At 47.3% G+C, this 26007-nt stretch carries 20 protein-coding genes; 19 read left to right on the top strand and 1 reads right to left on the bottom strand.

Annotated features, from left to right (window positions below; all coding sequences use genetic code 11):
• Positions 1–17 precede the first annotated feature (17 nt).
• From ACE41H_RS15380 to ACE41H_RS15310, 15 genes are all read left to right on the top strand, one after another.
• Complete coding sequence (locus ACE41H_RS15380; RefSeq protein ID WP_375356297.1) at positions 18–263, top strand: hypothetical protein; 246 nt, start codon at positions 18–20, stop codon at positions 261–263.
• A gap of 6 nt (positions 264–269) precedes the next feature.
• Positions 270–698: a DUF4320 family protein gene (locus tag ACE41H_RS15375; RefSeq protein WP_375356296.1), complete on the top strand. Its 429-nt coding sequence runs from the start codon at positions 270–272 to the stop codon at positions 696–698.
• Positions 699–702: 4 nt separating this feature from the next.
• On the top strand, positions 703–1137 hold the full coding sequence (locus tag ACE41H_RS15370; protein WP_375356294.1) for a hypothetical protein: 435 nt from the start codon (positions 703–705) through the stop codon (positions 1135–1137).
• A gap of 13 nt (positions 1138–1150) precedes the next feature.
• Positions 1151–1861 (top strand): CpaB family protein, encoded by a 711-nt coding sequence (locus tag ACE41H_RS15365; protein ID WP_375356293.1) that lies wholly within the window; start codon positions 1151–1153, stop codon positions 1859–1861.
• A 189-nt stretch (positions 1862–2050) separates the two neighbouring features.
• The gene (locus ACE41H_RS15360) at positions 2051–2893 is read left to right on the top strand and encodes a copper amine oxidase N-terminal domain-containing protein (RefSeq protein WP_375356292.1); all 843 of its coding nucleotides are present in this window, start codon (positions 2051–2053) and stop codon (positions 2891–2893) included.
• A gap of 18 nt (positions 2894–2911) precedes the next feature.
• Positions 2912–5248, top strand: coding sequence for a CARDB domain-containing protein (locus ACE41H_RS15355; protein ID WP_375356291.1), 2337 nt, complete (start codon positions 2912–2914; stop codon positions 5246–5248).
• On the top strand, positions 5248–5673 hold the full coding sequence (locus tag ACE41H_RS15350) for a prepilin peptidase (protein ID WP_375356289.1): 426 nt from the start codon (positions 5248–5250) through the stop codon (positions 5671–5673). The genes ACE41H_RS15355 and ACE41H_RS15350 overlap by 1 nt, the downstream gene beginning before the upstream one ends.
• Positions 5670–6185 carry a hypothetical protein gene (locus ACE41H_RS15345; RefSeq protein ID WP_375356287.1) on the top strand — a complete coding sequence of 172 codons (516 nt, stop codon included), beginning with the start codon at positions 5670–5672 and terminating at the stop codon, positions 6183–6185. Before ACE41H_RS15350 ends, ACE41H_RS15345 begins: the two co-directional genes overlap by 4 nt.
• Before the next feature lie 493 nt (positions 6186–6678).
• Complete coding sequence (locus ACE41H_RS15340) at positions 6679–12366, top strand: OmpL47-type beta-barrel domain-containing protein (protein WP_375356285.1); 5688 nt, start codon at positions 6679–6681, stop codon at positions 12364–12366.
• 951 nt (positions 12367–13317) lie between these two features.
• Positions 13318–18348 (top strand): OmpL47-type beta-barrel domain-containing protein, encoded by a 5031-nt coding sequence (locus ACE41H_RS15335; RefSeq protein ID WP_375356283.1) that lies wholly within the window; start codon positions 13318–13320, stop codon positions 18346–18348.
• Positions 18349–18997: 649 nt separating this feature from the next.
• Positions 18998–19516: a hypothetical protein gene (locus ACE41H_RS15330; protein WP_375356281.1), complete on the top strand. Its 519-nt coding sequence runs from the start codon at positions 18998–19000 to the stop codon at positions 19514–19516.
• Positions 19517–19614: 98 nt separating this feature from the next.
• Positions 19615–21531, top strand: a complete 1917-nt coding sequence (locus tag ACE41H_RS15325; RefSeq protein ID WP_375356279.1) for an ATP-dependent DNA helicase — start codon at positions 19615–19617, stop codon at positions 21529–21531.
• 307 nt (positions 21532–21838) lie between these two features.
• The gene (locus ACE41H_RS15320; protein ID WP_375356277.1) at positions 21839–22189 is read left to right on the top strand and encodes an RNA-guided endonuclease InsQ/TnpB family protein; all 351 of its coding nucleotides are present in this window, start codon (positions 21839–21841) and stop codon (positions 22187–22189) included.
• Positions 22150–22662 (top strand): RNA-guided endonuclease InsQ/TnpB family protein, encoded by a 513-nt coding sequence (locus ACE41H_RS15315; protein ID WP_375356383.1) that lies wholly within the window; start codon positions 22150–22152, stop codon positions 22660–22662. The genes ACE41H_RS15320 and ACE41H_RS15315 overlap by 40 nt, the downstream gene beginning before the upstream one ends.
• Positions 22652–22921 (top strand): RNA-guided endonuclease InsQ/TnpB family protein, encoded by a 270-nt coding sequence (locus ACE41H_RS15310; protein ID WP_375356382.1) that lies wholly within the window; start codon positions 22652–22654, stop codon positions 22919–22921. Before ACE41H_RS15315 ends, ACE41H_RS15310 begins: the two co-directional genes overlap by 11 nt.
• 352 nt (positions 22922–23273) lie before the next feature.
• Here ACE41H_RS15310 and ACE41H_RS15305 read toward each other — a convergent pair whose 3' ends face one another.
• Positions 23274–23405: a hypothetical protein gene (locus ACE41H_RS15305; protein ID WP_375356275.1), complete on the bottom strand. Its 132-nt coding sequence runs from the start codon at positions 23403–23405 to the stop codon at positions 23274–23276.
• 43 nt (positions 23406–23448) lie between these two features.
• Here ACE41H_RS15305 and ACE41H_RS15300 point away from each other — a divergent pair, with 43 nt between their 5' ends.
• From ACE41H_RS15300 to ACE41H_RS15285, 4 genes are all read left to right on the top strand, one after another.
• On the top strand, positions 23449–23832 hold the full coding sequence (locus ACE41H_RS15300; protein ID WP_375356273.1) for a hypothetical protein: 384 nt from the start codon (positions 23449–23451) through the stop codon (positions 23830–23832).
• 167 nt (positions 23833–23999) lie between these two features.
• Positions 24000–24257, top strand: coding sequence for a hypothetical protein (locus ACE41H_RS15295; protein WP_375356271.1), 258 nt, complete (start codon positions 24000–24002; stop codon positions 24255–24257).
• Positions 24258–24421: 164 nt separating this feature from the next.
• On the top strand, positions 24422–24766 hold the full coding sequence (locus tag ACE41H_RS15290) for a hypothetical protein (RefSeq protein WP_375356269.1): 345 nt from the start codon (positions 24422–24424) through the stop codon (positions 24764–24766).
• 542 nt (positions 24767–25308) lie between these two features.
• Positions 25309–26001: a hypothetical protein gene (locus tag ACE41H_RS15285; protein ID WP_375356267.1), complete on the top strand. Its 693-nt coding sequence runs from the start codon at positions 25309–25311 to the stop codon at positions 25999–26001.
• Positions 26002–26007 lie beyond the last annotated feature (6 nt).

Below are 26007 nucleotides of genomic sequence, written 5' to 3'. Positions count from 1 at the left end.
ACTAGGAGGCTATATTAATGAAACAAACAAACGCAATTAAAAATGGAATGATCCGGTTGCATGTGAAAGGTGAATCTCTGGTAAGAAGGATTGCTCATAAAGCGGTCCGTAATTTCATGGATGGTCGTGGTAATTCCAGCACAAGTTCCATGGCCTGGATTCTTATTGGTATTGTAGCTGCAGGTGGTGTGTTCCTTCTGATTAAAGACTATATTCCGGTATTCTGGTCAAAAATTCAGGCTAAATTCGACACGATTGTTTAAGCTCCTATGCTTAGCTTTCTTCGGAGATTCATTAACCAGCGTGGAGATATTACCGGAGTATCCGTTGCAGTCACAGTACTCATTTTGTCCGTGCTTGCTTATTTTTATGTAGATTTATCCGGGATGTGGAATACACATCGTAAATTAGCTATAGCTGGTGATGAGGCATTAAAAGTTATGCAGGCGGAAGGCGGGTTTGACTCTTCCACAAGGCAGCTATTTATGGAAATGGCCAGGGCTCAAGGTTTGGATACATCTTTAATAACAGTAACGGGTACGCCAAAACGAGTTCAGAGGTGGGGAAGAGTTGAAATTGAAGCCTCTATGCAATATACCCTGCAGGCTTTTAAGCCTGTAGGGTATGGCGAGATTACGGTTACGATTCCCATGAGCTCTTACGGTATTGTAAGTACGTATTTTCGCGAAGGGAGCTGATACGATGTCTTCCTTCAAGATCATGATCATTACTTATCTTGCTATATTTCTTGTTCTACTCAGTGTTGACTTAGGGATTTACGTGAAAGCCAATGAGAGTGTTAAAAGAACCCTTGATAAAGCAATTGATTCGGGTATTATTTTGGCAACTGATATTAATGATTATTCAAACGGCGGTATCAAGTTGGAGCAAGGTGAATTGTATGATGGTGTTCGTTCGATTTTCAGAGACAACTTAAAGTTGGACTCCAACTTGAGCAACACGGTTTATAAGGACGGAAAACTTGAGGTGAGAATGGAATATCGAAGCGATGGAGCACCTCGCGTTGTTGCAAAATTCACCTGTAACGTAGTAATGGTTTCTGGACGCTTCATTGGCTTAGAAAGTAGGCCAATGAGCGTCACCAAAATAACCCCTTATAACTCCGAGTATAAGTAGAAAGGAAATTTAAGTGAAGAAATCTAATCTTGCGTTGAAGAAGCTTTGGAACAAAAACACCTATCGGGTGACAGTCGTGGGGCTCGCATTGATTGTCAGTTTCGCAATAGTGCTCGTTGCAACGCAGTATGTGAGCAGCAATACAGAAGTTGTGGAAGTTGTGGTTGCCAAGGAAAATATCGATCCGAATAAAGAAATAACAGATTTGGTAGAGATGGGCAGCATGGTCAAGAGCCAGGTTCCAGAAGATGCTGTTTATGGCTTGGACGAGCTATCGGGCAGCAAGTATTACGCTGGCTCTATCGGTTTTTATAAGGGACAAGCCCTGCAGAAGTCTGGTATCACAACTTCCGACAAATCGAGCTATGGAAGTGCACTGGAACTGGAAGAGTCACAGCGCTTAGTCGCAGTCAAGGTGGATCAGTCCTCAAGTACCGGAGGCATGGTGAAACCCGGCGTCATTGTGGATGCTGTGGTTTATCTGAAGGGAGATGGGGGGAGCAGTACGGTCATCGGTTCAGATGAAGATCCGGACCTGGCGAATCTCTTAGTCGTAGGGCGAGAGAACTCTGAGGGTACAAGCCCTGGCGAAGATGGCCGCAGCTCACTGACAACGATTGTGATCGTGAAGGCTCCTTCAGTTGAAGTCTACAAGAAGCTTGTGAAATACCAAGAAGATGGAAAGGTTTATTTGGCCCCGGCAGGAGTTAAGGGGAGCAAATAAATTGAATGTTCATCTAAGATCGGCCGCCAAGTTTATATTGTGGAGGTGTAAAAAAAACGAGAAAAATAGACAGAGCCATCGGGCTGGTGTAAAGTGGAATTATGATCAGTTACTATCTAATTGATTAGAAAGTGTAACGATTTTCACAAACATTCCACTAACACTAAAGGACAAAGGAGATTTGTAATTATGAAGAAGAAATTCATTGGGTTCTTGGCAGCAATGATGGTAACAGTTAGTTTTGGGACGGTGGCTTCCGCTGCGGAAAAAGTCATTACGGTTCAGGTTAATGCAACGAAAGTCGTCTTCCCTGATGGTAAGCCGGTGCTGGATGGTAGCCGTGTGCTGATTCCTGTTCGCTTTGTATCTGAAGCTCTCGGTGCCAAAGTAGACTACAAGGACAAGACCGTTTTGATCCAGCAAGGAGAAAACAAAATTTCTATGAAGATCGACAGCTCGATTGTTAATCGCGGATCTGAGCGTATTTTGCTCGATGTGCCGGCTAAAGTGAAGAGCAATCGTACTTACGTTCCTTTGCGCTTTGTATCTGAAGCGCTGGGTGCTTCGGTGGACTGGAATTCTGCAAAGAGTCTCGTTTCCATCACAACTGGAACCAATGTACCTCAGCCACCTAAAGCAAATGATTCTGTTTTCGCGCCTTTCCAATTCGGTGAGCAAACAGATCTGGCGAAATCCTTGTTCAAGAACAACATGAAAGTAGCCAATGGAACTTTGACTTTCACACTTCCGGAGGATGCCGGTGCTACCTATAAAGGTAAAAAACTGAAGCCTGGTGAAAAGTACTCTTTTCCGCTAGGAGAAGGGGGAATAACCATTACCAAAGAATATGTAAAAGAGAACACAATTGAAGGATACAACATCTATATGGATATGAATCATAGAAGTTTGAGGGGGGAATATCAGGACCTCAAAAATGATGTTGTGGTTCTGTACACTCTAATTCAAAACAACAAAATGATCGGAACAGCTGGGACTCTTACGGAGGTTGTCGACATTGCAGACTCACTGTAAAGTAGGTGTTTTTACTTAATGAAGTATAAGATAATTTTGGCTGTTTTTCTTCTTTCACTATTCAGTTCAACAGTTGCTTCTGCTGACGACCAGACACCCATGTTGAAGGATTATATTAATGAATGGGACTATGGGACTGACGGAAAGTTCCTACAGGGTTATATACCTGCGCTTGATGAAAATGTCTTACGCCCATGGCAGTTATCTCGTTGGACTGCAATCTTCAATTTTAGTGGTGACAGCACGACTTCAAGGATTAATAACTATGATGTATTTAATGTAAAGAAAAATATTGGCGATCCTGATTTTGACAAAGAGAACGGTTTTGGTCTAGTGTACAAAAGTCCCGATGCTTTAGGCGAGCTTTTCGATGCAATTATGAATGGCCAATCTGTTACCTCAAAGCAACGAGCCTACTTCAGAGAAGCATTTATTAAAAATGCTGATGATGAAGACTTCCTGCCAGGTCACCCTTACTTTTATCAAGTTGAACTTAACGAGCTATTACGTATTCCTGGAATTGTTCAACGGATGGGTATTAGCTTTAAAGAGACAAAAAAAATCAGCGAATCGAACCGCCAGGCCATTTACGAAGTAACGAAGTGGCCAGAAATAAAAGCAAAAGCCAATAACGGAAAGCTCAAGGTAGACATACAAACCTATGGGGTTGCGGACCGGGATGTGCGGATTGTAGCTACCTCAAAGGGGGCTTTCCCCAATTTGAAAAATGTAGTCAGCTTAAATGAAGGGAGACTGATCCACACCTCAGATCCTGTCCAATCTGCTTCACTGATCATCGACGATTACGAGTCCTTGGCTGAAGCTCTGGGGAGAGATATTGATGTAATAGTAGACGATGGCTACGGCCGCACAGCGATCCAAACGGTTCATCTTCCGGAAATGCCCAAAGAAATGGATTATATCCCGACTAAGTTGACGCTGACTGAAGGAAGACAGCTTTGGTTGAAGTGGAAGTATGTTGGCGAAGATTTCAACGCTGGTGACTACATAGACGGTCGGGGAATTCCAGATATCGCGACAGTAAAGGTAAGTGGTCCAGAAAACAGTCAGCAAACATTCCAAGAGATGTTCAGCGGGCTGCCGGAAACCATGAAGAACGGCCAGGAATTCAATCATTACCTCGGGAAAGTTGAGGTTGGCCGCACGCCAGGAAAATATAAGATAAAGGTCAATGCATTTGTGAATAACCCGAACCATCAGTCAAGGGCATTGGAGGTTCCGGTTGAGGCGTATAAGAACAATGAGATCGAGGATGAATTTGAAGTGGAGCTGCAGGAGATCGATCTTGTCGCACTTTCGATCACGGCTTCGCCTTCACGGATCAAGAGGGGGGATTCCTCTAACATTACGGCTAAGGTGATCAATCGTAGCCAGGAAGACCAGAAGCAGGTTCTGATCCGGATCAGCGCCGGCAAGGATACAATCTACGAAGTGAAGAAGGACATGCCAGCGAATAAGGAAATCAGCGTCGGGCCTGTGAAATGGACAGGCCGTGAAATCGGCTTGCACAACATTACAATCCATGTAGATCCAGAAGCAGTTGTTCCAGATGTGAATGAAGGGAATAACATCGCATCAACCGGCTGTATGGTTAGCAGTGGAGAAACGACTTCCGACTCGAGCTGCAGTAACAACAAATCAACGGCAAATGTTACATCCAAATGGACAGTCACGTATCCGTACATTGTTCGCATATTACCGATTTCCAGACCAGTTTGGGAGTATGAGGATGTACTCTATCATGAGACCTTGTCGGTTTCTACTGAGATCAATACTCGCCAAGGAATCGCTACGGATAAGAATAACCCCAAAGAAAGTGATCGTCATAGTCGAGGCAGTTGGGCCATCATTCCATATGCGAAAGAAAAGGGCCTCAATCCTAATGAAGTTACACGAGCTGGATATGGCTATGAATTGAAGGTCACCACGAATTACTATACCAACTGGGAAAAATTAGTTCCTAAAGGGCTCAAAGGGACGGCGGAGAAGATTGGAGGAACGTATTCAGGTCCTAAGCCTGGAGAGGTGATCGCCAAGTTTTATGATCGGAAGGGCAACTACATTGAAACTGTAACCTTAGAGCGAACCAGTGGCGGAAATACGGGAGCAGCTACTTGGGAACTCCCAATCAAAGAGCATACCATGATAACGGGAGAGACTTACCGGGACCGCAAAATATTCACTGACAAAGACTGGAGCGATGGTGACGTAACCGTAAAAGTATATGTCAGAGCTGAAGATTCCTATGGGGACATTTACGCTTGTACCACATCCAAAGTCAGAATCTTTGGAAGTATGTTTGAAGATAGCCAAAATGTAAGGCAACGTTATTAATGGGACTTGTTATTCAGTACGTATTCGTATTGGTCCTCCTAATCATATTCAGCATAAAGGATATTCAGACAAGAACCGTTCCATGGCGGTGGGTAATGGCATCCGTATTAGGGACAATTCTGATTAGATGTTTCTATTCTCCAGAACCCTGGTGGCACTATCTCCTGACAGGCCTATGTATTCTCCTAGGGCTGTTAATGATCTCAATTAGCTTAAAAGATCAGCTGGGTGGCGGAGATATTCAATTATTTGGATGGCTTGGCCTTAGTCTTGGATTCTATAGTGCACTGTTCGTCCTGATTGGCACGCTTCTGCTCACCATTGTCTACGGACTGATCAGGAAGAGAACCTTTCCCGTCGTTCCTTTCATGTTAATCAGTTTCATGACCTTGCTAATCATGGAGTGGAAAGTGGGTGCATTATGAAGGCGATGTGGAAAGTAGTAGATGTACTCTTTTGGATCTCAGTAGGTACTATCCTGGTAAAACTCGATTTGCTTAACATGATTGTAGGCTTTTTGCTTATTGTGAACCTGTTTTATTACATCGGTCAGTGCTTCTTGGATAAACGCCTAAATTGGTTCTATGAGTACTCAGTAAAAGGGGACAAGGTATTCATTCACTTTTCACCAAAGGTTCTCTTCGGTTTTTGGATTAACTCCAAGCAGCTGCTTCAGTATCGAAAGCATGCACTGGAAGAACTCAAGAAAAAAGGTGTTCATACGGTGTATGGAGATACCATCAGTCTAACAACCATAAATAACAAATTGCCGGTTGAAACGAAGCTGGATAAATGGAGCAGGGAAGGCATACTCACGATCATCTCGACCCTATTTGTAAGCTATGGCAATATCCAGAATGTGCTGAAGCTTAGCTTAGCCCGGAAAACCGTGAACGTACTCTGTAAGTACCCTTACATGCGGTTTAAATACGCATAATAGTTAATTAATTGGCATGTGAATGTAAACTAATATTAACCATTTATTATAATGACTTTGTTTCGTAATTAGTTAGTTTTAGATAGTCATCCGTCCGCGTGAAGCGGATCGCTCATCCCCCATTCATGTAAAGGGGTTGATTGCTTTCAATAAATACTTAGTTCTTATTCTTGAAGTTAGGAGGTTGTAGATGATCTCTAGATTTCGTAGATTTTCGAGGGCATCTTTTTTTAAGACGTTGTTAGTTGCTTCTTTGATACTGCAGACCCTTGGAACGGCCGTTGTGCCACTTAAAACATACGCAGCTGCACATTTATATAACTATTCCAAATATGAGGTAGTCTCCACTCCATACGGGCCATGGAGCGACCCGAAGGCGGCGGGATCGACTGGAATAGAAGATCGGTATAGTTCAGACGGTATATCGGTAACAGCGTACTCAAGATATTCCTTTGACCCAAGTACAGGAAAGTATATTCTCTCGGGAGATAACGTGAGAAATGAGAATATCAGGAATTACGATAGAGATGATTATCCGTATATTCAGAGCATCCAATTAATGTTCAATAACGGTGCATCCTACCAGAACATATCCTCCGATACCAATAAATTATGGGTGGGAAGAGGATGGGATACGGATAATGGCAAGGACAAGTTGAATAAGATTACCTATACATCAATTCCGTCAGGATATAGTTACAGTAAAGGAAACTATATCTCCTCTTTGCAAGCTGCTGATGGAGCTTATCCGAGTGACGGTAGGCATAGCGATGGATATTGGTATGTGAAAGGTAGTGTCGTGAATGCTGCCCCAAGCCTATCCGTATCGACATCTGGAACGAAGTACCTATCGGACGTTGCTGGTTATACAAGCATCACGGTATCGGGTTCCGTCAATGATCCAGATGGAGATAACGTAACCATCGGGGGAATGATCGCAGGGGTAAGTAAGTATGTAATGAATGCATCTTCTGGTGCTTGGGCGCTTACCTGGTCGGCAAGTGAACTGCCCCAGGGCAGCTACGGTCTTACGATTGCAACTGTGGATCTTTATGGAGGGAGTTTTTCGTACACATATGATGGTACGATCATCGTCGATAAGACGGCGCCGGGCGCACCAGCACTGCTGATCAACAATGCAGCATACTCCAATGCCGATAAGGTCGTGACGATCCAACACGGTGCTGACAGCGGCGGAAGCGGTGTGTTAAAGAGCCAGTACCGGGTCGGGACAGGCGGGGCCTGGACGGATTACGTTTCGGCCGTGAATGCTACCCAGGAGGGCGTCAATATTTATGCCCGAACCATAGATAATGCAGGCAACATCGGACCGGTTTCCGAACTGGATCCCAAAATTGATAAAACGGTTCCGACAGCTCCGACGATAGCAACCGGCAAGACCGGAAAATCCAATACAACAGTTACCGTCACCCTCACGCCAGGAACGGATGCAAAGTCCGGAGTGGCCAGAACGGAGTATGCTCTGGCTGGAGCCACCGTTGCCGATTGGAAGACCTATTCAGCTTCCTTCCAGGTGTCCAATGAAGGGCAAACCACCGTCAGTGCGAGAACCGTGGATAACGCAGGCAATATCAGCAGCATAAAAACTGCTGTCGTGCACATCGACAAAACAGGACCCGCAAAACCTACAATCGTACCGTCAAAAGCACTCTCGAATGCGGCCATACCTGTAGAGATTGTACCCGCTGCAGATAGTGATTTAACCGGTACGGAATTTAAGCTGGATGGTGCGGTGACGCAGAATTGGCAGCCATACAACGGACGGTTTTCCGTTCCCGCGACTGAAGGAACAACGACCATTACTGCCCGTTCCACTGACGACGTAGGGAATCTGAGCCCCGAAGGCACAGCGTCCGTACAAATCGATATGACCAAGCCGACCAGCCCGGTGATCACGACGGATCCGATCGGTAAGGCGGCGACAAACGTTACGGTCAGCATCACATCGGGAACAGATACGTTCTCGGGCGTAGAGAAAACAGAATACGCATTAAGCGGCACGGAGAATGCCGACTGGAAGGAATCGAAAAATCCATTCACAATCACAACCGAAGGTGAGACGGTTGTCAGGGCGCGAACGATCGATAAAGCGGGGAATGTCAGTGACGTGACCGAGAAAATGATCGAGATCGACCGGACAAGTCCCGGCCTGCCGGAGATTCATCCTACGAAAACCGTATCTAACCGGGATATTCGGGTGACTATTGAACCGCCTGCCGACAAGGATGTCAGCCTTATGGAATACAAGCTGGAGGGAGCCATAACCCAAGGCTGGCAGCCGTACAATTCCGAATTTGTGATCCCCGCTGCTGTGGAAGGGGAGACGGTAATTACCGCCCGCTCAACAGATGACGTAGGCAACGTGGGGAAAGAATCAAGCGTTACGGTTCTCATCGATACGACCAGTCCAACGGCACCCGTCGTTGAAGTAAGTAAAGCCTCTCCGAGTCCGGAAGATGTGAGCGTTCATATCCGTCCTGGAACGGATACGGGATCGGGTATACATCGGACGGAGTATATTTTGTCCGGCGCCACGCCATTGAAGTGGCCAGTGGACGCGGAGGATGATTTTACTGTCTCTGCAGAAGGAACGACCGTGATCACGGCCCGCTCCTATGATCAGGCCGGGAATGTCAGTCAGGAAGCTGTCTATGAGCTGACGGTCGATAAGACAAAGCCGGTAGTCACCGTGACTACCGACGCCGAATATGCTCAAGATGCAATACAGGCCGAGTTTAAATTTGCAGATAGCATTTCTGGCATCGCCAAACGATATATTCAGATTTCCGATTCGCCTACTGCACCACAGACCTGGAAACCGGTTGACAGCGACACTGAGACTACGATCACAGATGAAGGCATTTGGTACGTACATGCCAAAGCCATCGATAAGGCCGGTAATGTGGCAGATGTGGATCCGCTGCGAGTAGTGGTAGACCGGACAGCTCCAAGCGTACCGGTGATTACTACGACAGAGGACGACTATACTGCCGGCAATGTGGATTTCAAGGTGGATGGCAGCAGCGACACGCTCAGCCCGTTCTTCTATGAATACCAAATTGGTAATGGAGCCTTTGAAAAGGGCAGCAGCGGCAGCATAACGGAAGACGGTACAGTGGTGATCTCTGCCCGAGCCATCGATGCCGCGGGGAATGTGAGTGCTGTAACCAGCAAGACAGTATATATCGATAAGCATGGGCCTGTTATAGATATCTCGCCGGACGGACGCAGTTGGTCAGATGATGATATCCAGGCTTCAATATCCTTTGAAGATGAAGGTTCAGGTGTCAAAGAACGATATTACAAAATTACGAATTCCCCGGACGAACCTGCCACCTGGGACATAGCAGCTGATAACCAGGTTGAGCTCACGTTTCCGGATGAAGGCATTTGGTACATCCATGCCAAAGCGGTAGATCTGGTGGGGAATGAGGAGATCACCGTTTCGAAGCCGTTCCACCTGCAGGAGGAGCCGGGGGCTTCAGGTTTAACCGTTCAATCGGTAAAACAGGATGAGGGAGTCCTGGAGTGGACCTTGCCGAGTGGAACTGCTTATACGGATGGCTATCAATACACCCTATACAACCGGTCTACTGGGCAGCATTTCACAGCAGATTATCCGGAAAATGTACTTACCGTTACGGGTCTGCAGCCGGGTACCCGATATCCGTTTGAGCTGGAAGTCAGCAATCATGTTGGAAAAGCAACCAGTAGCACGGTAGAGGTATTGACGCTTCCTGCAGCTCCGCAGCATATGGTTGTGTCACCAGTCGAAAATGACTCCAGCCAGGCACTGGTCAGCGCGGACCCTGTGCAGTCGGCAACTGTCTACCGCTTGAGAGCAGTACAAGCCGATACGATGCAGGAAATGTTCAATGAGACGGTTACGACCAGCGTGTATGCGCCGGTGCTGAACCTGCAGCCGGCTACGTTCTATGACATTTCCATATCCGCAATCAATGAGAGCGGGGAAGGCCAGGCCACTCACCAGTCCATCATGACGCTTCCAGCGTCTCCCGGGTTTACCTATGTCCGGATTGGAGAGCGGGATGTCGATCTGCAGTGGGATAGCGTAACGAGCGCTACCTATTATGAACTGGACCGGGACGGAGCAACGGTGTACGACGATGTGTATAACGCCTTCCATGATCTCGGGCTGAACTCTGGTACCGAGTACCGCTACCGCTTGACCGCAACGAACGAGTCCGGCAGCGGGGATGAATCGAAGCTGGACCTTATCACCCTTCCGGCCAAAGCTGACAACTTCCGCAGCTTGGACGCAGGAGAGGATTGGATCCGGCTCGGCTGGCGACCTGTCCGAGGGGCAGCCGGGTTCTGGTTCTCGGTGGATGGCGGGCCGCCGACACAACTGGGATCCGATCAGAACGAAATCACGATCCATGATCTGCCGGCTGGCCAATCGGCTCAGTTTACGATCCAGGCATTTAACCGCAGCGGTTTAGGGGTAACAGAAGCAACTTATGCACTGACGCTCCCGCTGCAGGTGGACGGAATCCGATTCACTGAAATTGGCGAGAAGAGTGTCAAAGTGAACTGGAATGCTGTGCCTGGCGCAACCAAGTATCAGGTAAGCATGAATGGACAGACGATAACTGTTTCCGATACGTTTGCCGTGTTCACCGGGCTTGAAGGCGGAACGGCCTACAAAGCAAGCGTGTCGAGTGGTAATGCATCCGGGTTTGGGGAAAAAGTGAGTGCTAACGTGCTTACTTTGCCAGCAGCTCCGGAGAGAGTGAACAGTATAAATGCAAAGGACACGTCATTTACCTTGGCATGGACACCTTCAAAGAGCGCTACTTTGTACCGGATCGAGCAAGAAGGTAGCGGAGAGCTTGGGACCGTTACGGAACCGGCCATGAACGTTAGCGGCCTGCTACCGGGTATTATCTATCACTTCCGTGTCTTCGCCGTGAATGACAACGGAGAAGGGAACTATAGCCGATTCACATGGCGGACGTTGCCGAGCGATATGCAAGAAGGATCCCTTAGAGTTTCAGAAATTACATCATCCTCCGCCCAAGCGACTTGGAAGGAAGTCACCGGTGCAGACATCTATCGGGTTTATCTGGATGGACAACCCATCATCGCGGAAACGACAAGCCTGTCGTACGATTTAAACGGCTTAAACAGCTCTCGGACTTATGTGGTTGCTGTCGAGCCTGTCAACGCCAGCGGAAGTGGAGGTATGCTTTCAGCAGCCTTTGAGACCAAACCATCAGGTGATTTCACGTTAAGCAGTGATCATACTACAGATTCTGTCACCCTCTATTTCGAGGGTGTGCAACCGAATGATACCGTGGTCGTTTCGTTGGCTGGAAAAGAGGTATATCGTGGTATGGCCAAATCTTTTACCAAAGGAGAACTGACTGCTGGAACCAGCTACACTTTCATCGTTTGGACAGAAAATACCGGGGGAGTGAAGTCCGTGCCGAAAGAGCTCACGGTGCGGACAGACACGAAGCCATCCTTGGGAACTGGTGGAGGAGGCGGTGGGGGTGGCCAAACCACAGTCATCAAGGAACCGGGTTTCCCGATTCAAGTACCAACGGAGCCACAGACTCCTGTTGCTGAGATTGACACCGGTACAGGAGCACCCATAGATATAATATTCAAAGATATTGATAAAACCTTCAGCAGGGAGAAAATCATCTTCTTGGCTAAGAGAGGAGTAATTGAAGGTACCTCAGATACGACATTTGAGCCATATCGGGAAGTGACGAGGGCAGAATTCACGTCCATGATTGTACGGGCATTAGGACTTCCAGAGGAGCCAGATACACTGCTCAGTTTCGAGGACATTCAGCCTGAAGGGTGGTATATCCCAGAGCTGAAAACGGCGACCAAGCATGAGGTGGCTCATGGCTTTTCGGAAACTGTATTCGCTCCGGACATGCGGATCTCAAGAGAGCAGGCGTCCAAAATGGTTGGCAATGTAGCACGGACGATTCATGAAACCGATAATTTTGAAGGATTATACATTGACGAATCGGGGATTGCGGAGTGGGCCAAAACAGAGGTGCTTGGACTTACGAAGGAATCTTTGCTTCAAGGTTATCCAGATGGTAGCTTCCGTCCGAAGCAAAGTGTTACAAGACAAGAGGCCGCTGAGATGATCTTCAATCTAATGAATAAGCATTGATACTCTACAGGGCTAAATTTCTGTAATGAGCGTATAGGAGTCCGTGATTTACGGTAATAAAGAGGCGATTTTGGTCAGACACTTTTTTAGGTATATATTTGAGGCTTTTGCATAACCAGTAGAGCCCCACCTTGTTTCTACTGGTTATGCAGCTGTTTTCATAAAAAAGCAAACCTCACGCTGAGAATTCGAATTATTGTTGTTGACCAGGTACAGCTCTAAATACTTCGTTAAATTCAGAATAGGTCATCGAGGTTGACGTATAAATACGTATACTAATTAATTGGAATATAAGTGTTTTATAATATTTACCATTTTTATAATGGCTAAGTTTCGTAATTAGTTAGTTTTGGATAGTCATTTGACCGCGTGAAGTGGATCGCTCCCCCCAATCATGTAAAGGGGCCGATTCATGAAGATTGCATTCCGTAATTCCTTGGTTTTTATTCTTTTATTCTTGAAGTTAGGAGGTTGTAAATGATCTCTAGATCTCGTAAATCTTCGAGGGCATCTTTTTTAAAGATGTTGTTAGTCGCTTCTTTGTTACTGCATACCCTTGGAATGGCAGTTGTGCCACTTAAAACTGCTCATGCTTACTATGAAGGCCAGACCTTTTCCGTTGCAGGAAATCAAACTGGCGATACAAAAAAGTTCAATACCTTAGTTACGACTTTGGATTTTGGAGCGCCTGGAATAAACCCCTTCGAATTTGCAATCAACGGTGAAGTGCGTAGTGCAAGGCCCTACACGGTTAACACTATTGAATTTTCGGAAGATGGGAGTACATGGTTTGCTGATAGGTTGGGATCGGATGCTGGCTCGACAAGCACCACTTATGTAATGTCATCTGTAGGATGGGGTCAAGCAAGGAATTCCCAACTTACCTATGTTCGCTATATCAGGGTTACATCTGGAGGGCAGCGAAATGGAGCTGGTGTTGGGGGGATATATATGACCTTGAATAGGGTTCAAGACTATTATATACCGACACAGCCCCATATTACTTTAAGTCCAGCTGCCTACACGAACGGTAATGTTTCTGTTGTTATTGATGGCAGCATAGATAATGAAACGGCAGTCAAGAAGTATCAGTATATGCTGAGTGGGGCAACATCAACGGGTTGGACTGACTATACGGGATCACTCGTCCTATCTAATTCAGGTGTTACTCAGATTACAGCAAGAGCGCTGGATTACAACGACAATACCAGTCCAGTTTCTACTGCAAATGCATATATCGATAAGACAGCTCCAAACGCCCCATCGATCGCAGTTGACCGGAGCGGTTGGTATAGCGGCAATAAGGTGATCACGATCGCTCATGGTCAAGACAGCCTAAGTGGGGTCCAGAAGTCTCAGTATCAGATAAATGGTGGCGGTTGGATAGATTATACTGGACCATTTACTGTAAGCGAGCGATTGACGGTTGGAGCGAGAACACTGGACCAGGTTGGAAATATCAGCTCGGTCACGACGCTGGACACGCTGATCGATAAGATGGCGCCTGCAGCTCCATCGATTTCCGTCGATCGAAACGGCTGGTACAGCGGCAATAAGGTGATCACGATCACGCATGGCCAGGACGCCGTAAGTGGTGTTCAAAAGTCTCAGTATCAACTGAACGGAGGCAGCTGGACGGACTATACGGGACCGTTTTCGGTAGGAGAGCGTGTAACGGTTGGAGCGAGAACGCTGGACCAAGCGGGAAATGCCAGTCCGGTTTCCACGCTCGACACGCTGATCGATAAGACGGCACCAGGAGCTCCATCAGTATCAGCAGATCGAAGCGGATGGTACAGCGGTAATAAGGTGATCATGATCTCACATGGTCAGGACAACCTGAGCGGCGTCCAAAAGTCGCAATACCAGCTCAACGGAGGCAGCTGGCAGGACTACACTGCACCGTTTACCGTAAGTGATCGGTTGACCGTCGGAGCAAGAACGTTGGACCAAGCAGGAAACACCAGCCCGGTCACGACGCTGGATACGCTGATTGATAAAGCATCACCTTCTGCTCCAACGATTACAGTGGATCGAAGTGGTTGGTATAACGAAAATAAGGTGATCACGATCGCACATGGCCAGGACACTGTGAGCGGTGTCCAGAAATCAGAATATCAGATTAACGGAGGTAACTGGTCGGAATACAAGGGTCCATTTACTGTAAGCGAGCGGGTGATCGTCGGAGCAAGAACATTGGACCAAGCGGGAAATGCCAGCCCGGTCACGACGTTGGATGCGCTTATAGATAAATCAGCTCCGGAACCACCACAAATATCAATATCAGGTGGCAGCAGTTGGCAGAGTGGTACGAAGACTGTCACCATTACTGATGGAAATGACCAGGGAGGTAGCGGTGCCAGAGAGACTGAATATCGAATCAACGACGGGGATTGGACGAAGTATACGGGTCCATTCGTAGTCAAAGAGGAAGAACAGACCATATATGCTCGCACCTGGGATAACGCTGAAAATGTGAGTAGCGAGGCATCGGCCGAGTCCAATATCGATAAGACAGCACCAACGACGCCGATTATTCATATGAATCCGGATGGAGACACTTCTGAGAATATAGAAATCTCAATTACACCCGGGTCGGATACGCTCAGCGGAGTGAAGATAACCGAGTATAAGGTTGGAGCTGCAACAGGTTGGCAGAAGTATACCGGTCCGTTCGTAGTTTCTGAAGAAGGGGAACACCAGGTATTCTCCCGGAGCACGGACAATGCCGGTAACATCAGTACCATTGTAAACGGAACGGCAGTTATCGACCGGACGCCGCCGACCCCGCCAATCATTAGCTTGTCCACGGACGACTACACAGCGGGTGACGTTCAGTTTACGATCTCAGGCTCTGCAGACGCACGTGCCTTCGGTTATGAGTACAAAATCGGTAATGGCAGTTATACATCCGGAGACCAAGGTGAGGTTTCAGAAGATGGATTAACCGTCATCACTGCACGCGCCGTGGATGCTGCAGGAAATATCAGCGACGAGACATCCACGACGGTTCGCATTGATAAGAAAGATCCTGTCATCCATATGAGCCCGTCGCAGCGTGAATGGTCTGCAGATTCAATAACAGCCACTATTCAATATCAGGATGATGGATCAGGTATTAATCCAGATCGCCGATATTACAAGGTTACTTCTACACCAGATGAGCCAAATAGTTGGGAATTGGCGAACAGCAACAGCTTCCAGGTAAATATCATGGAAGAGGGTACTTGGTATATCCATGCTAAGGTTGAAGATTATGTAGGGAACAGCGAGGTAATCAACTCATCCGCCTTGCGCCTGCAGCTACCACCGGAGGTTCCTGAGCTTTCAGTACAGTCCGTGGGACTTCAAGAAGCTGCACTACAATGGACACTCCCTGGCGGAAATACCTATATTGACGGGTATGAGTACACTTTACGTAATCTTACGAATGGAAAAACCATGAATGTCACCTATCCTGGGGACCGGGTGATAGATCACTCCTTATCTCCAGGTACGAACTATGAGTATGAGCTCACAGTCCGAAATCATGTGGGTGAAGCGGTAAGCCATTCCGTTCGTCTGCTCACTTTACCGGCTGCTCCAGCAAGTCTGGCTTTGCATCCAGTGGATCGAGATGCTGGACAATTGACAGCAAGCTTTGATCCGGTACAGTCTGCAGATAGCTATCGGATTGTGGCCTATGAAATGCCGCAGCAGCAAGAAGTGTATAACCAGACAGTAACCGATAGCGTATATCAATCGGTGCTCAACCTGCAGCCGGGAACCGTCTATAATGTAGCGGTATCGGCGATCAATGCTACCGGTGAGGGACCTGCAATGATTCAATCGATTCTATCACTCCCGGACACTCCAAATGGGTTCAAATCGGTTTCGATTGGTGAAAACCGAGTGGATCTAACCTGGCATAGTGTGACGACGGCGACTTACTATACGCTGGATCGGGATGGAATGTCAGTTACTGAATCCGTGTACGAGGATTATTACTCAGATACCGGGCTGTCCGCTGGTATCCGTTACGATTATCGACTGGCTGCAATTAATTCTACGGGCCCGGGCGCATACAGCCATCTTGATGTACTGACCCTCCCAGGAGTGGTTAACGGTCTCACGGTTATAGAGGCGCGCCGAAATGAAATGGATATTGCCTGGAACCGCGTTCGCGGTGCATCCGGATACAATATCTTCGTTAATGGGGTAGACGAGCACCGTGTTGGGGCAGATGTACTGAAGACGGCCATTACGGACTTACCCGCAGGCTCGCCGGCAAAAATCACCATCCAAGCCTTCAACAGCAGCGGCATGGGGGTAACAAATGATGTTTACGGACTGACTTTGCCAGAGCAACCTGGTGAGGTTACGGTGAGTGATATTCAGGAGCAGTCGGCTGTACTAAGCTGGACACCCATCCACGGTGCAACGAAGTATAACATAGACATCGACGGCCGCAACTATACGACAGCAGATACTCAGCTGCGCGTAGCTGGTCTCTCGGCCGGAACGAACTATGCCTTTACTCTGACGGCTGGTAATACTTCCGGCTATGGAGACCGTCGTAATGGCGAATTGCTAACTCTGCCGGGGCAGGTCGTAGGCTTTACTGCTCAGCAGCCGAAGGATCGTTCCTTCATGTTAAGCTGGGAACCCGTTAAGAGTGCAACCAATTATATCGTCTATCAAGGTAAAGATGAAATAGGGACCACAAGTGAAGCATCCATCCAGGTGCAGGATCTGCAGCCGGGTCAAGATTACGCATACCAAGTCATTGCGGTGAACGGCACCGGAAAAGGGGCGCCAGGTACTTTCCACTGGCGGACTTACCCAAGCAGCATTCAGCAAGGCGATGCTTGGATCACGGAGGTAACAAGTAATAGTGCAGCAGCAGAGTGGCTTGAGGTTCCTGGAGCTGACTATTACAGGGTATATCTGGACGGCGAACTGCTTGGTGATACCACAGCATTGCGGTTCAATTTCACAGGATTTGAAAGTTCAGAGCTGCACACGGCCGTCATTGAGCCGGTGAATAGCAGCGGAGCCAGCTCCCGTTTCGAATTGCCGTTTGAAACATTACCAGATAGCGAATTTACAGCGGAGGCGGAACCGACGTCCTCTACTTCCATCACCGTAACCGTGGGCAATACGAAGCCAAATGACACCATCGTCATTGCTCATAAAGGAGAGGTGATCTACAAAGGGAAGAATCCAGTCTTTGTATGGGAACATCTTAAAAGCGGAACAGAGTACGAGATTGAAGTCTGGACGGAGAATAGAAATGGGGATAAGAGCGAGTCGCAGATCATCACCGAGCGGACATATTCCAGCTCCAAGCCATCCGTTCCTCCCGCAATAGATAACGTAATTGATGTTCCTGCTGTAACACCTCCTGCTGATGTTCCTACATCAGCTCCAGTAGTGGATCAGCCGGTGGACAACGGATCAGGTAAGCCGAAGTTTACTGACATCGATCGTTCATTCAATAAGGGGAAAATTCAGGCACTTGCTGACGATGGTATTCTAAAAGGCACCTCAGATACCACATTTGAGCCATTCAGAGAGGTAACCCGTGCTGAGTTTGCTTCCATGATGGTTCGTGCCCTCCAGCTGCCAACGGAGCCAGATACAGCCCTTACGTTTGAAGATATCCAGGCAGACGGTTGGTATATCCCTGAGCTACAAACAGCTATTAAGCATGTGGTTGCCCGCGGATTCTCAGAGAGTGTGTTCGCTCCGGACATGCGGATCTCAAGGGAGCAGGCCTCCAAAATGGTTGGCAATGTAGCGCGGACGATTCAGGAAACCGATAATTTTGGAGGATTCTACACTGATGAATCGGGGATTGCAGAGTGGGCCAAAACAGAGGTGCTTGGACTTACGAAGGAATCTTTGCTTCAAGGTTATCCAGATGGTAGCTTCCGTCCGAAGCAAAGTGTTACAAGACAAGAGGCCGCCGAGATGATCTTCAATCTGTTGAATAAGCATTGATACTCCACACGGCTAAAGCAACGGGCTTCATGGTTAAATATTTATTCGGATTTTGAGATGGATAGACAGTTTAACAAAATCCAAAATTACTAAAATATGGGGAGTTCTTATGCCAATTGTTGGTGGGACATACTTTACTCCAGAGGAATGGGATGAATTTTGTTGGGAGCCTGGTCCAGAGGAGTTGAGTTGGATTCGTCGACGGAACAAGGAAATTGCAGAGGAGCTCATGTGCAAGAAATGCGGCTTGATCGGTTGTGAGTGTGAAATGTAACAGCCATTCGAAAAGGGATATGATCGGCTTTATTTCCATGGGTGTGAAGATTATCTTGTGTGTGGATTGACTGGGAATTAAAAAGGACAATTCCACCAAATAAACTGAATTCCCAATAATTATAATGAGTATATAGGAGTCCGTGATTTACGGTAATAATTGCGGCGAATTTGGTCAAAGACTTTTTTTGATACATGTTTGAGGCTTTTGCAGAACCAGTAGAGACCCCATTGTTTCTACTGGTTTTGCAGCTATTTTCATAAAAAAAGCAAGACTCACGTTGAGAATTCAAATTACTGTTGTTGGTCCGTGTACAGCTTTTTTCTAGCTAAATCCGCGTAAGATTCAGAATAGGTCATCGAGGAGGAATTGGTGATGTCAACAGAAGTAAGAAGAAGATGGTTTCTATTAAATAGAAGTATTTCATGGGTGTTGTTCATTTTTGGGGTGTATCTATCAATACCATATCTGCAAGAACTGTATCTGGAAGCTCCAGAAGAATTTTGGGGCAAAATGCTGGGAGTCTACTTTTACACGGTATTTGTATTTCTGATCATATACGCTACGATAATAGTCTTTTATTACCCTGAATCAAAGAAGAAGAGGATGACAAAAGCTGTAAAATCATCCTTGTTCGCTCCATTAGGTTATTTTTGCCTCGTTTACTTATACGAATTTGAAGGTGTATCGGTAATTGTATTTTTACTGTTATTTTGCAGCATTCTCGCTCAGCGTATAGACTGGCCGCGATTCTTGGGCTTTTCTGAGGACATAGCACTGAGTACCATGTATGGTGCTAAAGTTGCTTACTTTGTTTTCTTGCGGTTGCGTGGTTTTAGACAGTCGATCGAGTCATTAAAGGACGTCTTCAGCTCAATGGATAATCAGAAGTAGTGCTCGAGTTCGCTTTGAGTGGGGAGGCAGAAAATATGTCAAAGAGTATTCCACAAAATTGGCTAGGGTAAGTTCAAACAGTGCAGGAGGAAAAACAGTTGATCGATTTCGTAGAACGGGCATTCCAGCAAGGCGGTTATCTTTCAAGGTTAATCCAGGGCTACTCTCCAAGGGAGCCCCAGATCCGGATATCTACGAAGGTCGCAGAAGCGCTGGATGAAGGAAGGCATCTGCTCTGCGAAGCTGGGACGGGTACAGGGAAGTCCCTGGGTTACTTATTGCCGGCAGCCAAATGGGCCATAGAAAACAAGAAGAAGGTCATTGTCTGCACGCATACTATTCCCTTGATGAATCAAATTGTCTCCACCGAGCTGTCGCGGGTCGCAGAAATCATTCAAATGGATAACCCTACACATCGGCTTCGTTATCAGCTCGTGAAGGGGAAGTCGCATTATATCTGCAAATCCAAGCTGAAGCTATTAAGGCAAGATTACTCCCCGGGTTCATCTGAAGGGAAAATGCTCGAAGCCATTTTGAGTAAAGTCAAAGAAGGTGTCCATGATCGGGCCGAGATGGGGTTCCCCATCGATGACCACCTTTGGAAGAAGATCAATGCGACGTCATGCAAGGATGTAAAGAGAGACAGTGAGTGCGCTTTAGAATTGCTGAAGTTTAATATGAGCCTGGTCCACATCATTGTCACGAATCATGCGATGTTTTTCCAGGACCTTGTGATGCGGAAGAAACTAGGGCGGGGGACCTTGCCGGACTATGACGCAGTCATATTCGACGAAGCTCATGAAGTGGAAGAGGTATGCTGCCAGGCATTTGAAAAAAAAGTATCCAAGCGTCAGCTGGACATCCTCTTGAATGAATTCTTTGCTCATGATGAAACTCAGCAGTTGGATATGAAGAGCCAACTAGAGCTTAATGATCTGCGCCGTGAAGTGGAGAAGGAAGCGGGGGAGCTGTTTAAATCGATCCAGCTGCGGATTGGAAAGAGTCGATACAAACTATTGTCATCGCCTTTTGGTGCAGACCGGTTGATTGAAGCCATTGCAGAATTCACGAAGACTAGCAAAAAAATGAAAATCAAGCGGTCATCGGAGATACTTGAACGTATTTTTGAGTATAATGACAACCTGGATTTCATTTCTCAGGTGGAGAGGAGGTCTTGGGGGTACTGGGTCAGCTCGGAGAAGGGAACCGTTGCTTTTCACGCTGCTCCACTCTTTCCGAAGGTTGTGCTTGGATATGGACTCTTTGATAAGGTCCCAGTGATCCTGGCTAGCGCTACCATGTCTACAGGGGGGAACTTTAATTTCTTCGCCGGCAGGATGGGAGTGAAGGAATATGGCAGTATAACTGTGGACAGCCCCTTCGACTATGCCAATAAAACAATGCTGATCTGCCCTGAAGGGGCGCCGGACGCTTCTTCTCCTGATTTTGTTCCCTATCTCAGCGATCAGATTAAGGAAATTACCATGTACTCTGAGGGTCGTATGCTTGTCCTATTTACCAGCTTCGAAACGATGCGGGTCGTGGCCCAAAATCTTGCTCCATTTGCAGAAGAGTATGGATTTCTGTTAAAGGTTCAGGAGGTCGGATCGGATCGGGAAGAGATCATCCAGCAGCTCAAGACGAATTCCAGAACGATTGTATTGGGTTGTACAAGCTTTTGGACTGGAGTGGACGTGCCTGGTGACGCATTGACAGTCGTGGTCATTGCAAAGCTACCTTTTCCGCAGCCGGATGAGCCAATTACTCAGGCTCAGATTAAACTGATCGAAAGCGTGAATAGGAGCAGCTTCTTTGACTTCATTTTCCCAAAAATGATGATCAAGCTGAAGCAGGGATTCGGACGCTTAAACCGGTCCATGCAATGCCAAGGAGCTGTAATTATTCTGGATAATCGGGTTCTGACTAAACGATACGGCAAGATGATAATTAAAGGCCTCCCATCCTGTGCGTTTAGTCGGAATCTACAGGATTTGATGAATATACTACCCTGCTAGTGAACATCAGCTGACCTAGGAAATTTGCAACCATATCATAGATCGATAGACTAATAGGAAGTTAGTTGTGTTAATCCTTGGATTAGACTATTATTTGTGCATAAATGAATCATAGGGAGGCGCACTATGGATATCGAAGAGTTTAACATGTTTCCGTGAGTAGTCCCCTTCCTCTGCAGGTAGGAGATGAATCTCGGTTAGGCGAAGCCTACATGCACTTGTCTATGGTATGAGGCGCGCACTTTCCTAGTCAAATGTTTGTGTGGTAAGACGGGAATATACGTTCTCGTTAAGGCGGTGACTCTTCGTGCAAATCACGTATCAATTTCGCCTCTACCCGACCCCCGAACAGGAAGAACGCATGATTCGAACGTTGATCTTGTGCCGGAAGCTGTACAATCGGGCGAAGGAGCAACGGGATACCGTCTACAACCAAGATGGCAAAACCGTCACCTACGCCAAGCAGCAAAATGAATTGCCCGCCTTCAAGAAGGAATTTCCCGAGTATAAAGAAGTTCATTCGCAAGTGCTGCAAGATTGCCTGCGGCGTTTGGATGATGCCTATCAGCGATTCTTTCGCGGCGATGCGGGTTTTCCTCACTATAAGTCAGCCGACCGATATCTCTCTCCTTTACATACCCTCAGCCTGGTGCGGTAGACAAGACTTTCGCCCCGGATGGATACGTCTATCTGTCCAAAATCGGCTTTGTCCGCATGCGTACACATCGTCCGTTCGACCGGGCGAAGGTGCACGTGAAACGGCATGCAGACGGGTGGATCGTGGGGATCGGCGTGAACATAGAGGCAGCGGAAGCAGGCCAGACGGCGGAAACAGCCGTGGGCATCGACGTCGGGCTACGCACGTTTGCGGCGCTGTCCGATGAGACGAAGGTGGACAACCCACGGTATCTGCGAAGAGCGGAGAAGCGGCTCAGACGCGCCCAGCGGCGGCTATCCCGCAAAGCGCGCGGTTCCCGCAACCGGCAGAAGGCCAAACGGAACGTCGCGAACATCCACCAGAAAGTGGCGCGGCAGCGCAAAGATTTCTTGCACAAGCAATCGCATCGCATCGTTCAGGGACATGACCTGATTGCGGTGAGAGCAGCTAAAAGTGAAGAACATGATCCGTAACCGCCGGCTGTCCAAAAGCATTGCGGATGCCGGATGGCGAAGGTTCATCACGTATCTGTCGTATAAAGCGGAAAAACAGGGGAAGCGACTCGTACAAGTGCCCGCCCAGGGCACATCGCAAACCTGCATCTGCGGTGCGGATGTTCCCAAAACGTTGGCGATCCGGCTTCATGAATGCAATGCATGCGGACGGGTACAGGACAGGGACATCGTTTCGGCCCAGGTCATTTTGCAGCGGGCTTTGAGCATCGTAGCGTGATGGACCGAATACCGTAGGGAGGGTTTGCCCCGAACGGGATGCGTGCCGCATCGAACGCTTGTGGAGATCCAGTTAGACCTTTCATTGTTGACAAATCCTTACTTTTCTTTAGTCGCAACGCGTTACGCGCTCATCGCGCCGATTGTCAGTCGACAAATACCACTCTCCTCTCGCCGGAGAGTTGAAGAAGTGTCTTCGTGAAACGGCAAGTTGCATTTACGAGCTGCCGGGCGGACAGCAAATGACCGTGAGCGAGCGAACGCATGAGCACTACCTGCCGCGTATCGCAATGGAACTGGGTAGCGCTGAATCCCAAACCTCGACCGACTTGTGATAGGTGCGGGCGATGAAACTAGCGGCCGCCGCGCAGCGTGGAACGGTTCATTTCTGCTGGAGAGTGATGCGGCCGCTCCCGGGGCAGTTTGCCGCCAGCACTTTGGCCGGCCACCTGAGCAAAGCCGGCAAAGAGCCGGATGCTACTCATGGAGTAGGCATGTTCTGCAGTTTCGAAGCCAGCGAGCGATATTTTGGAGCACTTTCAGGCCGACTTCAAGTACTTCATCTATCTGCCGGATCTGAAGATGTCGGGCAAAAAGAGCCAAACTTCCCCGCTTGCCATCTTGGACGACAGCCGCTACGTGCATGCACATATCTACTGGAATGAGAAGCTCCCGCGTTTGGAAGACAGCCTGAAGAAGGCCATCCTGCGTCACGGCATTCTAGACCTTCTACTGCTACAACGGCTCGGCTTTCTCCCCTCACCTTTCGGCGCAAATCTGCGGAAGTCTCGGAATCTGCCTCTCGCACGCAAACCGTACCGTCCCCAAGTCCGCTGGAAGGTCGAGCGGCTGTTTCAATTCGTGGACTCGAGCTTCTGTCATGAAGTGAGGCGCTTGAAGACAGGAGATTGATGACGACGCCGGAAGAGAACTGAACCCCGGCGCTTCGAAGCTGTCTTGCCGGGAAAACGGCAGGCCCCGTAAGCGCCTTACGTTAACAGAACTAGAGGAGGAACAGCGAACGGTAGATAAGACTGGCTGTATCCAGTTGTATGACAAAACGTACGTGGTAAACAAAGTTGGACAGCCGAAAAGTTGCCGTGAGGCATGATCCGTTTGACCTTAGCGAGGTGCAAGTATGGCAAGGGGAGAAATGCTACGCCGATGCCGTGCCGGTGGAGCTCAGAGTGCCTGTAGGCGGAAGTGATGCGCCGAGTTGGGGAGAGCCGGTCGAGTGGCAGATGGTGGTGGTGATTGACGATGAGCATGAAATGATTTACTCTTGCAACCGTACACTGCTGTTACAAAAATATTTTTCTACTTGCCTCAGAGGTTGAAGTTTGATATTATAACTATATTACTTATTTTTTAATTTTCTTTGCTGTAAAAGTAAAGACCACTCATCATAGGGCTAACTATGCCGCGAATTCAAAGAACACCTATTCTAGGTGTATTTTTTGTTTTCGCGGCTTTTTTGTGTCCAGAAACAAGGAGGAAGAGAATGAAGATTAGTGTAAAGCAACTCTCATCGGAGTTGGCAAAAATCAGAGAGGAAGATGAACTATCGAAGATAGGGATAACTCCTGGGATGTATGCGTTTCTTAATGCGGGATATACTGCTAGCTCAACTCATCAGATCGATTGGGATTCATTTTCACTGGAAGATGCTGAGCGAGCCTTTGAGCATGTTAGAGACTATCAACCATCAGAATATGTGGATGATGACGTAGACTGTTCATTCAATATGAACAATGTCCTTCATGATTATATGGAGTGCATAGGTTTGGTTCGGTCCATACGATTATTGAAATATGTGGCCATGCCAGATCTCATTCACTTCTTTTAGGGGGGATCACATGATCATCCCCAGCAGGACATTAAGCCATTTCTATTCGGAGACTTTATATGAAATGACATCATACTTTGATGTAGCTTGCATGTATAAGCTATTTCAACATAGGGTAGATATTCGCAGACTTCCTGCCAGAGCTTTGAACGAGGACCAAGAGGGTACTTTTGTATTCTTTTTGAAGGTCCTCTTTCCGAATGCTGTTGTTTATACCAACGAAACATTTCTCCATTTTAAGATTCGGTATAAACCGCTAAAAGCATTGTCTGTGCTAATGGAACCCTTGCAATACAAACGGTTCATAAATCACTTATGCAATAAGTCTCAATCCTATTGCGATTTTGTGATGTTGGATACCGATTTCTTAGACGATCAGATGGTGGTCTCGATTGAACGATATGCAGTTACCGCTTATCACCAGATTCTAAAGTTCCTTATTGACTTTCCGAAGATGGTAGACGACGAACTGAATAATCAAAGAGAACGTCTATTAGAAAAATTAGAACAATATATCGCCTACAAGCGGAGGGAAATAGAATATGGAAAGGCATCTCGAAACAGTTACTATCTACAGAACTGAAATAATAATTCAGGACAATGCCCCTGTGCATGTTCGAGAATTTGCTGATGCACACCAGACATCCGAGGGCTATTACACGCATGAACAGTTTATCCGTGCGATCACTAATGCTCAAGAGAATGTCTACATTTCGACACCTTTGCTCCCAAGGGACTGTATTCGATATTTTCAAGGTGAGAATGGGAATCATTTTCTATTCCTTGAATTAGATCCCATCAACAGAACAGTCTACTATCATTCCTCGGAGATCAATGATCTGCCATTCCCAAGGTTGGTTATGGCCGTCAAGCTTCGGGAGCGGGATAAAAAATACCATGTCGATGAAATGTACGTCGTTGCCGTAAAAGAGCCCATACATGAGGATGTTGAGGTCTATCGTTACCCATATACGAATGTATACGATAACTACAGCGTATGTCGCGGAACGATTCAGCTACCGGAGTTGCTGGGGCTTTCACAGATCAATTTTCTTATTCGAATGTTTTACGAATCCCCCAATACGGATTCGTTATATGAAAAGGCAAACAGTTCAAAACTCTCATTCCGAGAGTTGACAGATAAGATCAAAGGGGAAAATTTTCCTGATGAAATCCTTATCAGTGCGAATATGACGCTCACTGAATGGATGAAGAAAATAATAGAACAAGCCTAGGAGGAA

This window comes from Paenibacillus enshidis, from assembly GCF_042136365.1.
Taxonomy (GTDB): Bacteria; Bacillota; Bacilli; order Paenibacillales; family Paenibacillaceae; genus Paenibacillus; species Paenibacillus enshidis.
Note: the sequence above shows the minus strand (reverse complement) of the source record. Positions and strands in the feature narration are given on the sequence as shown.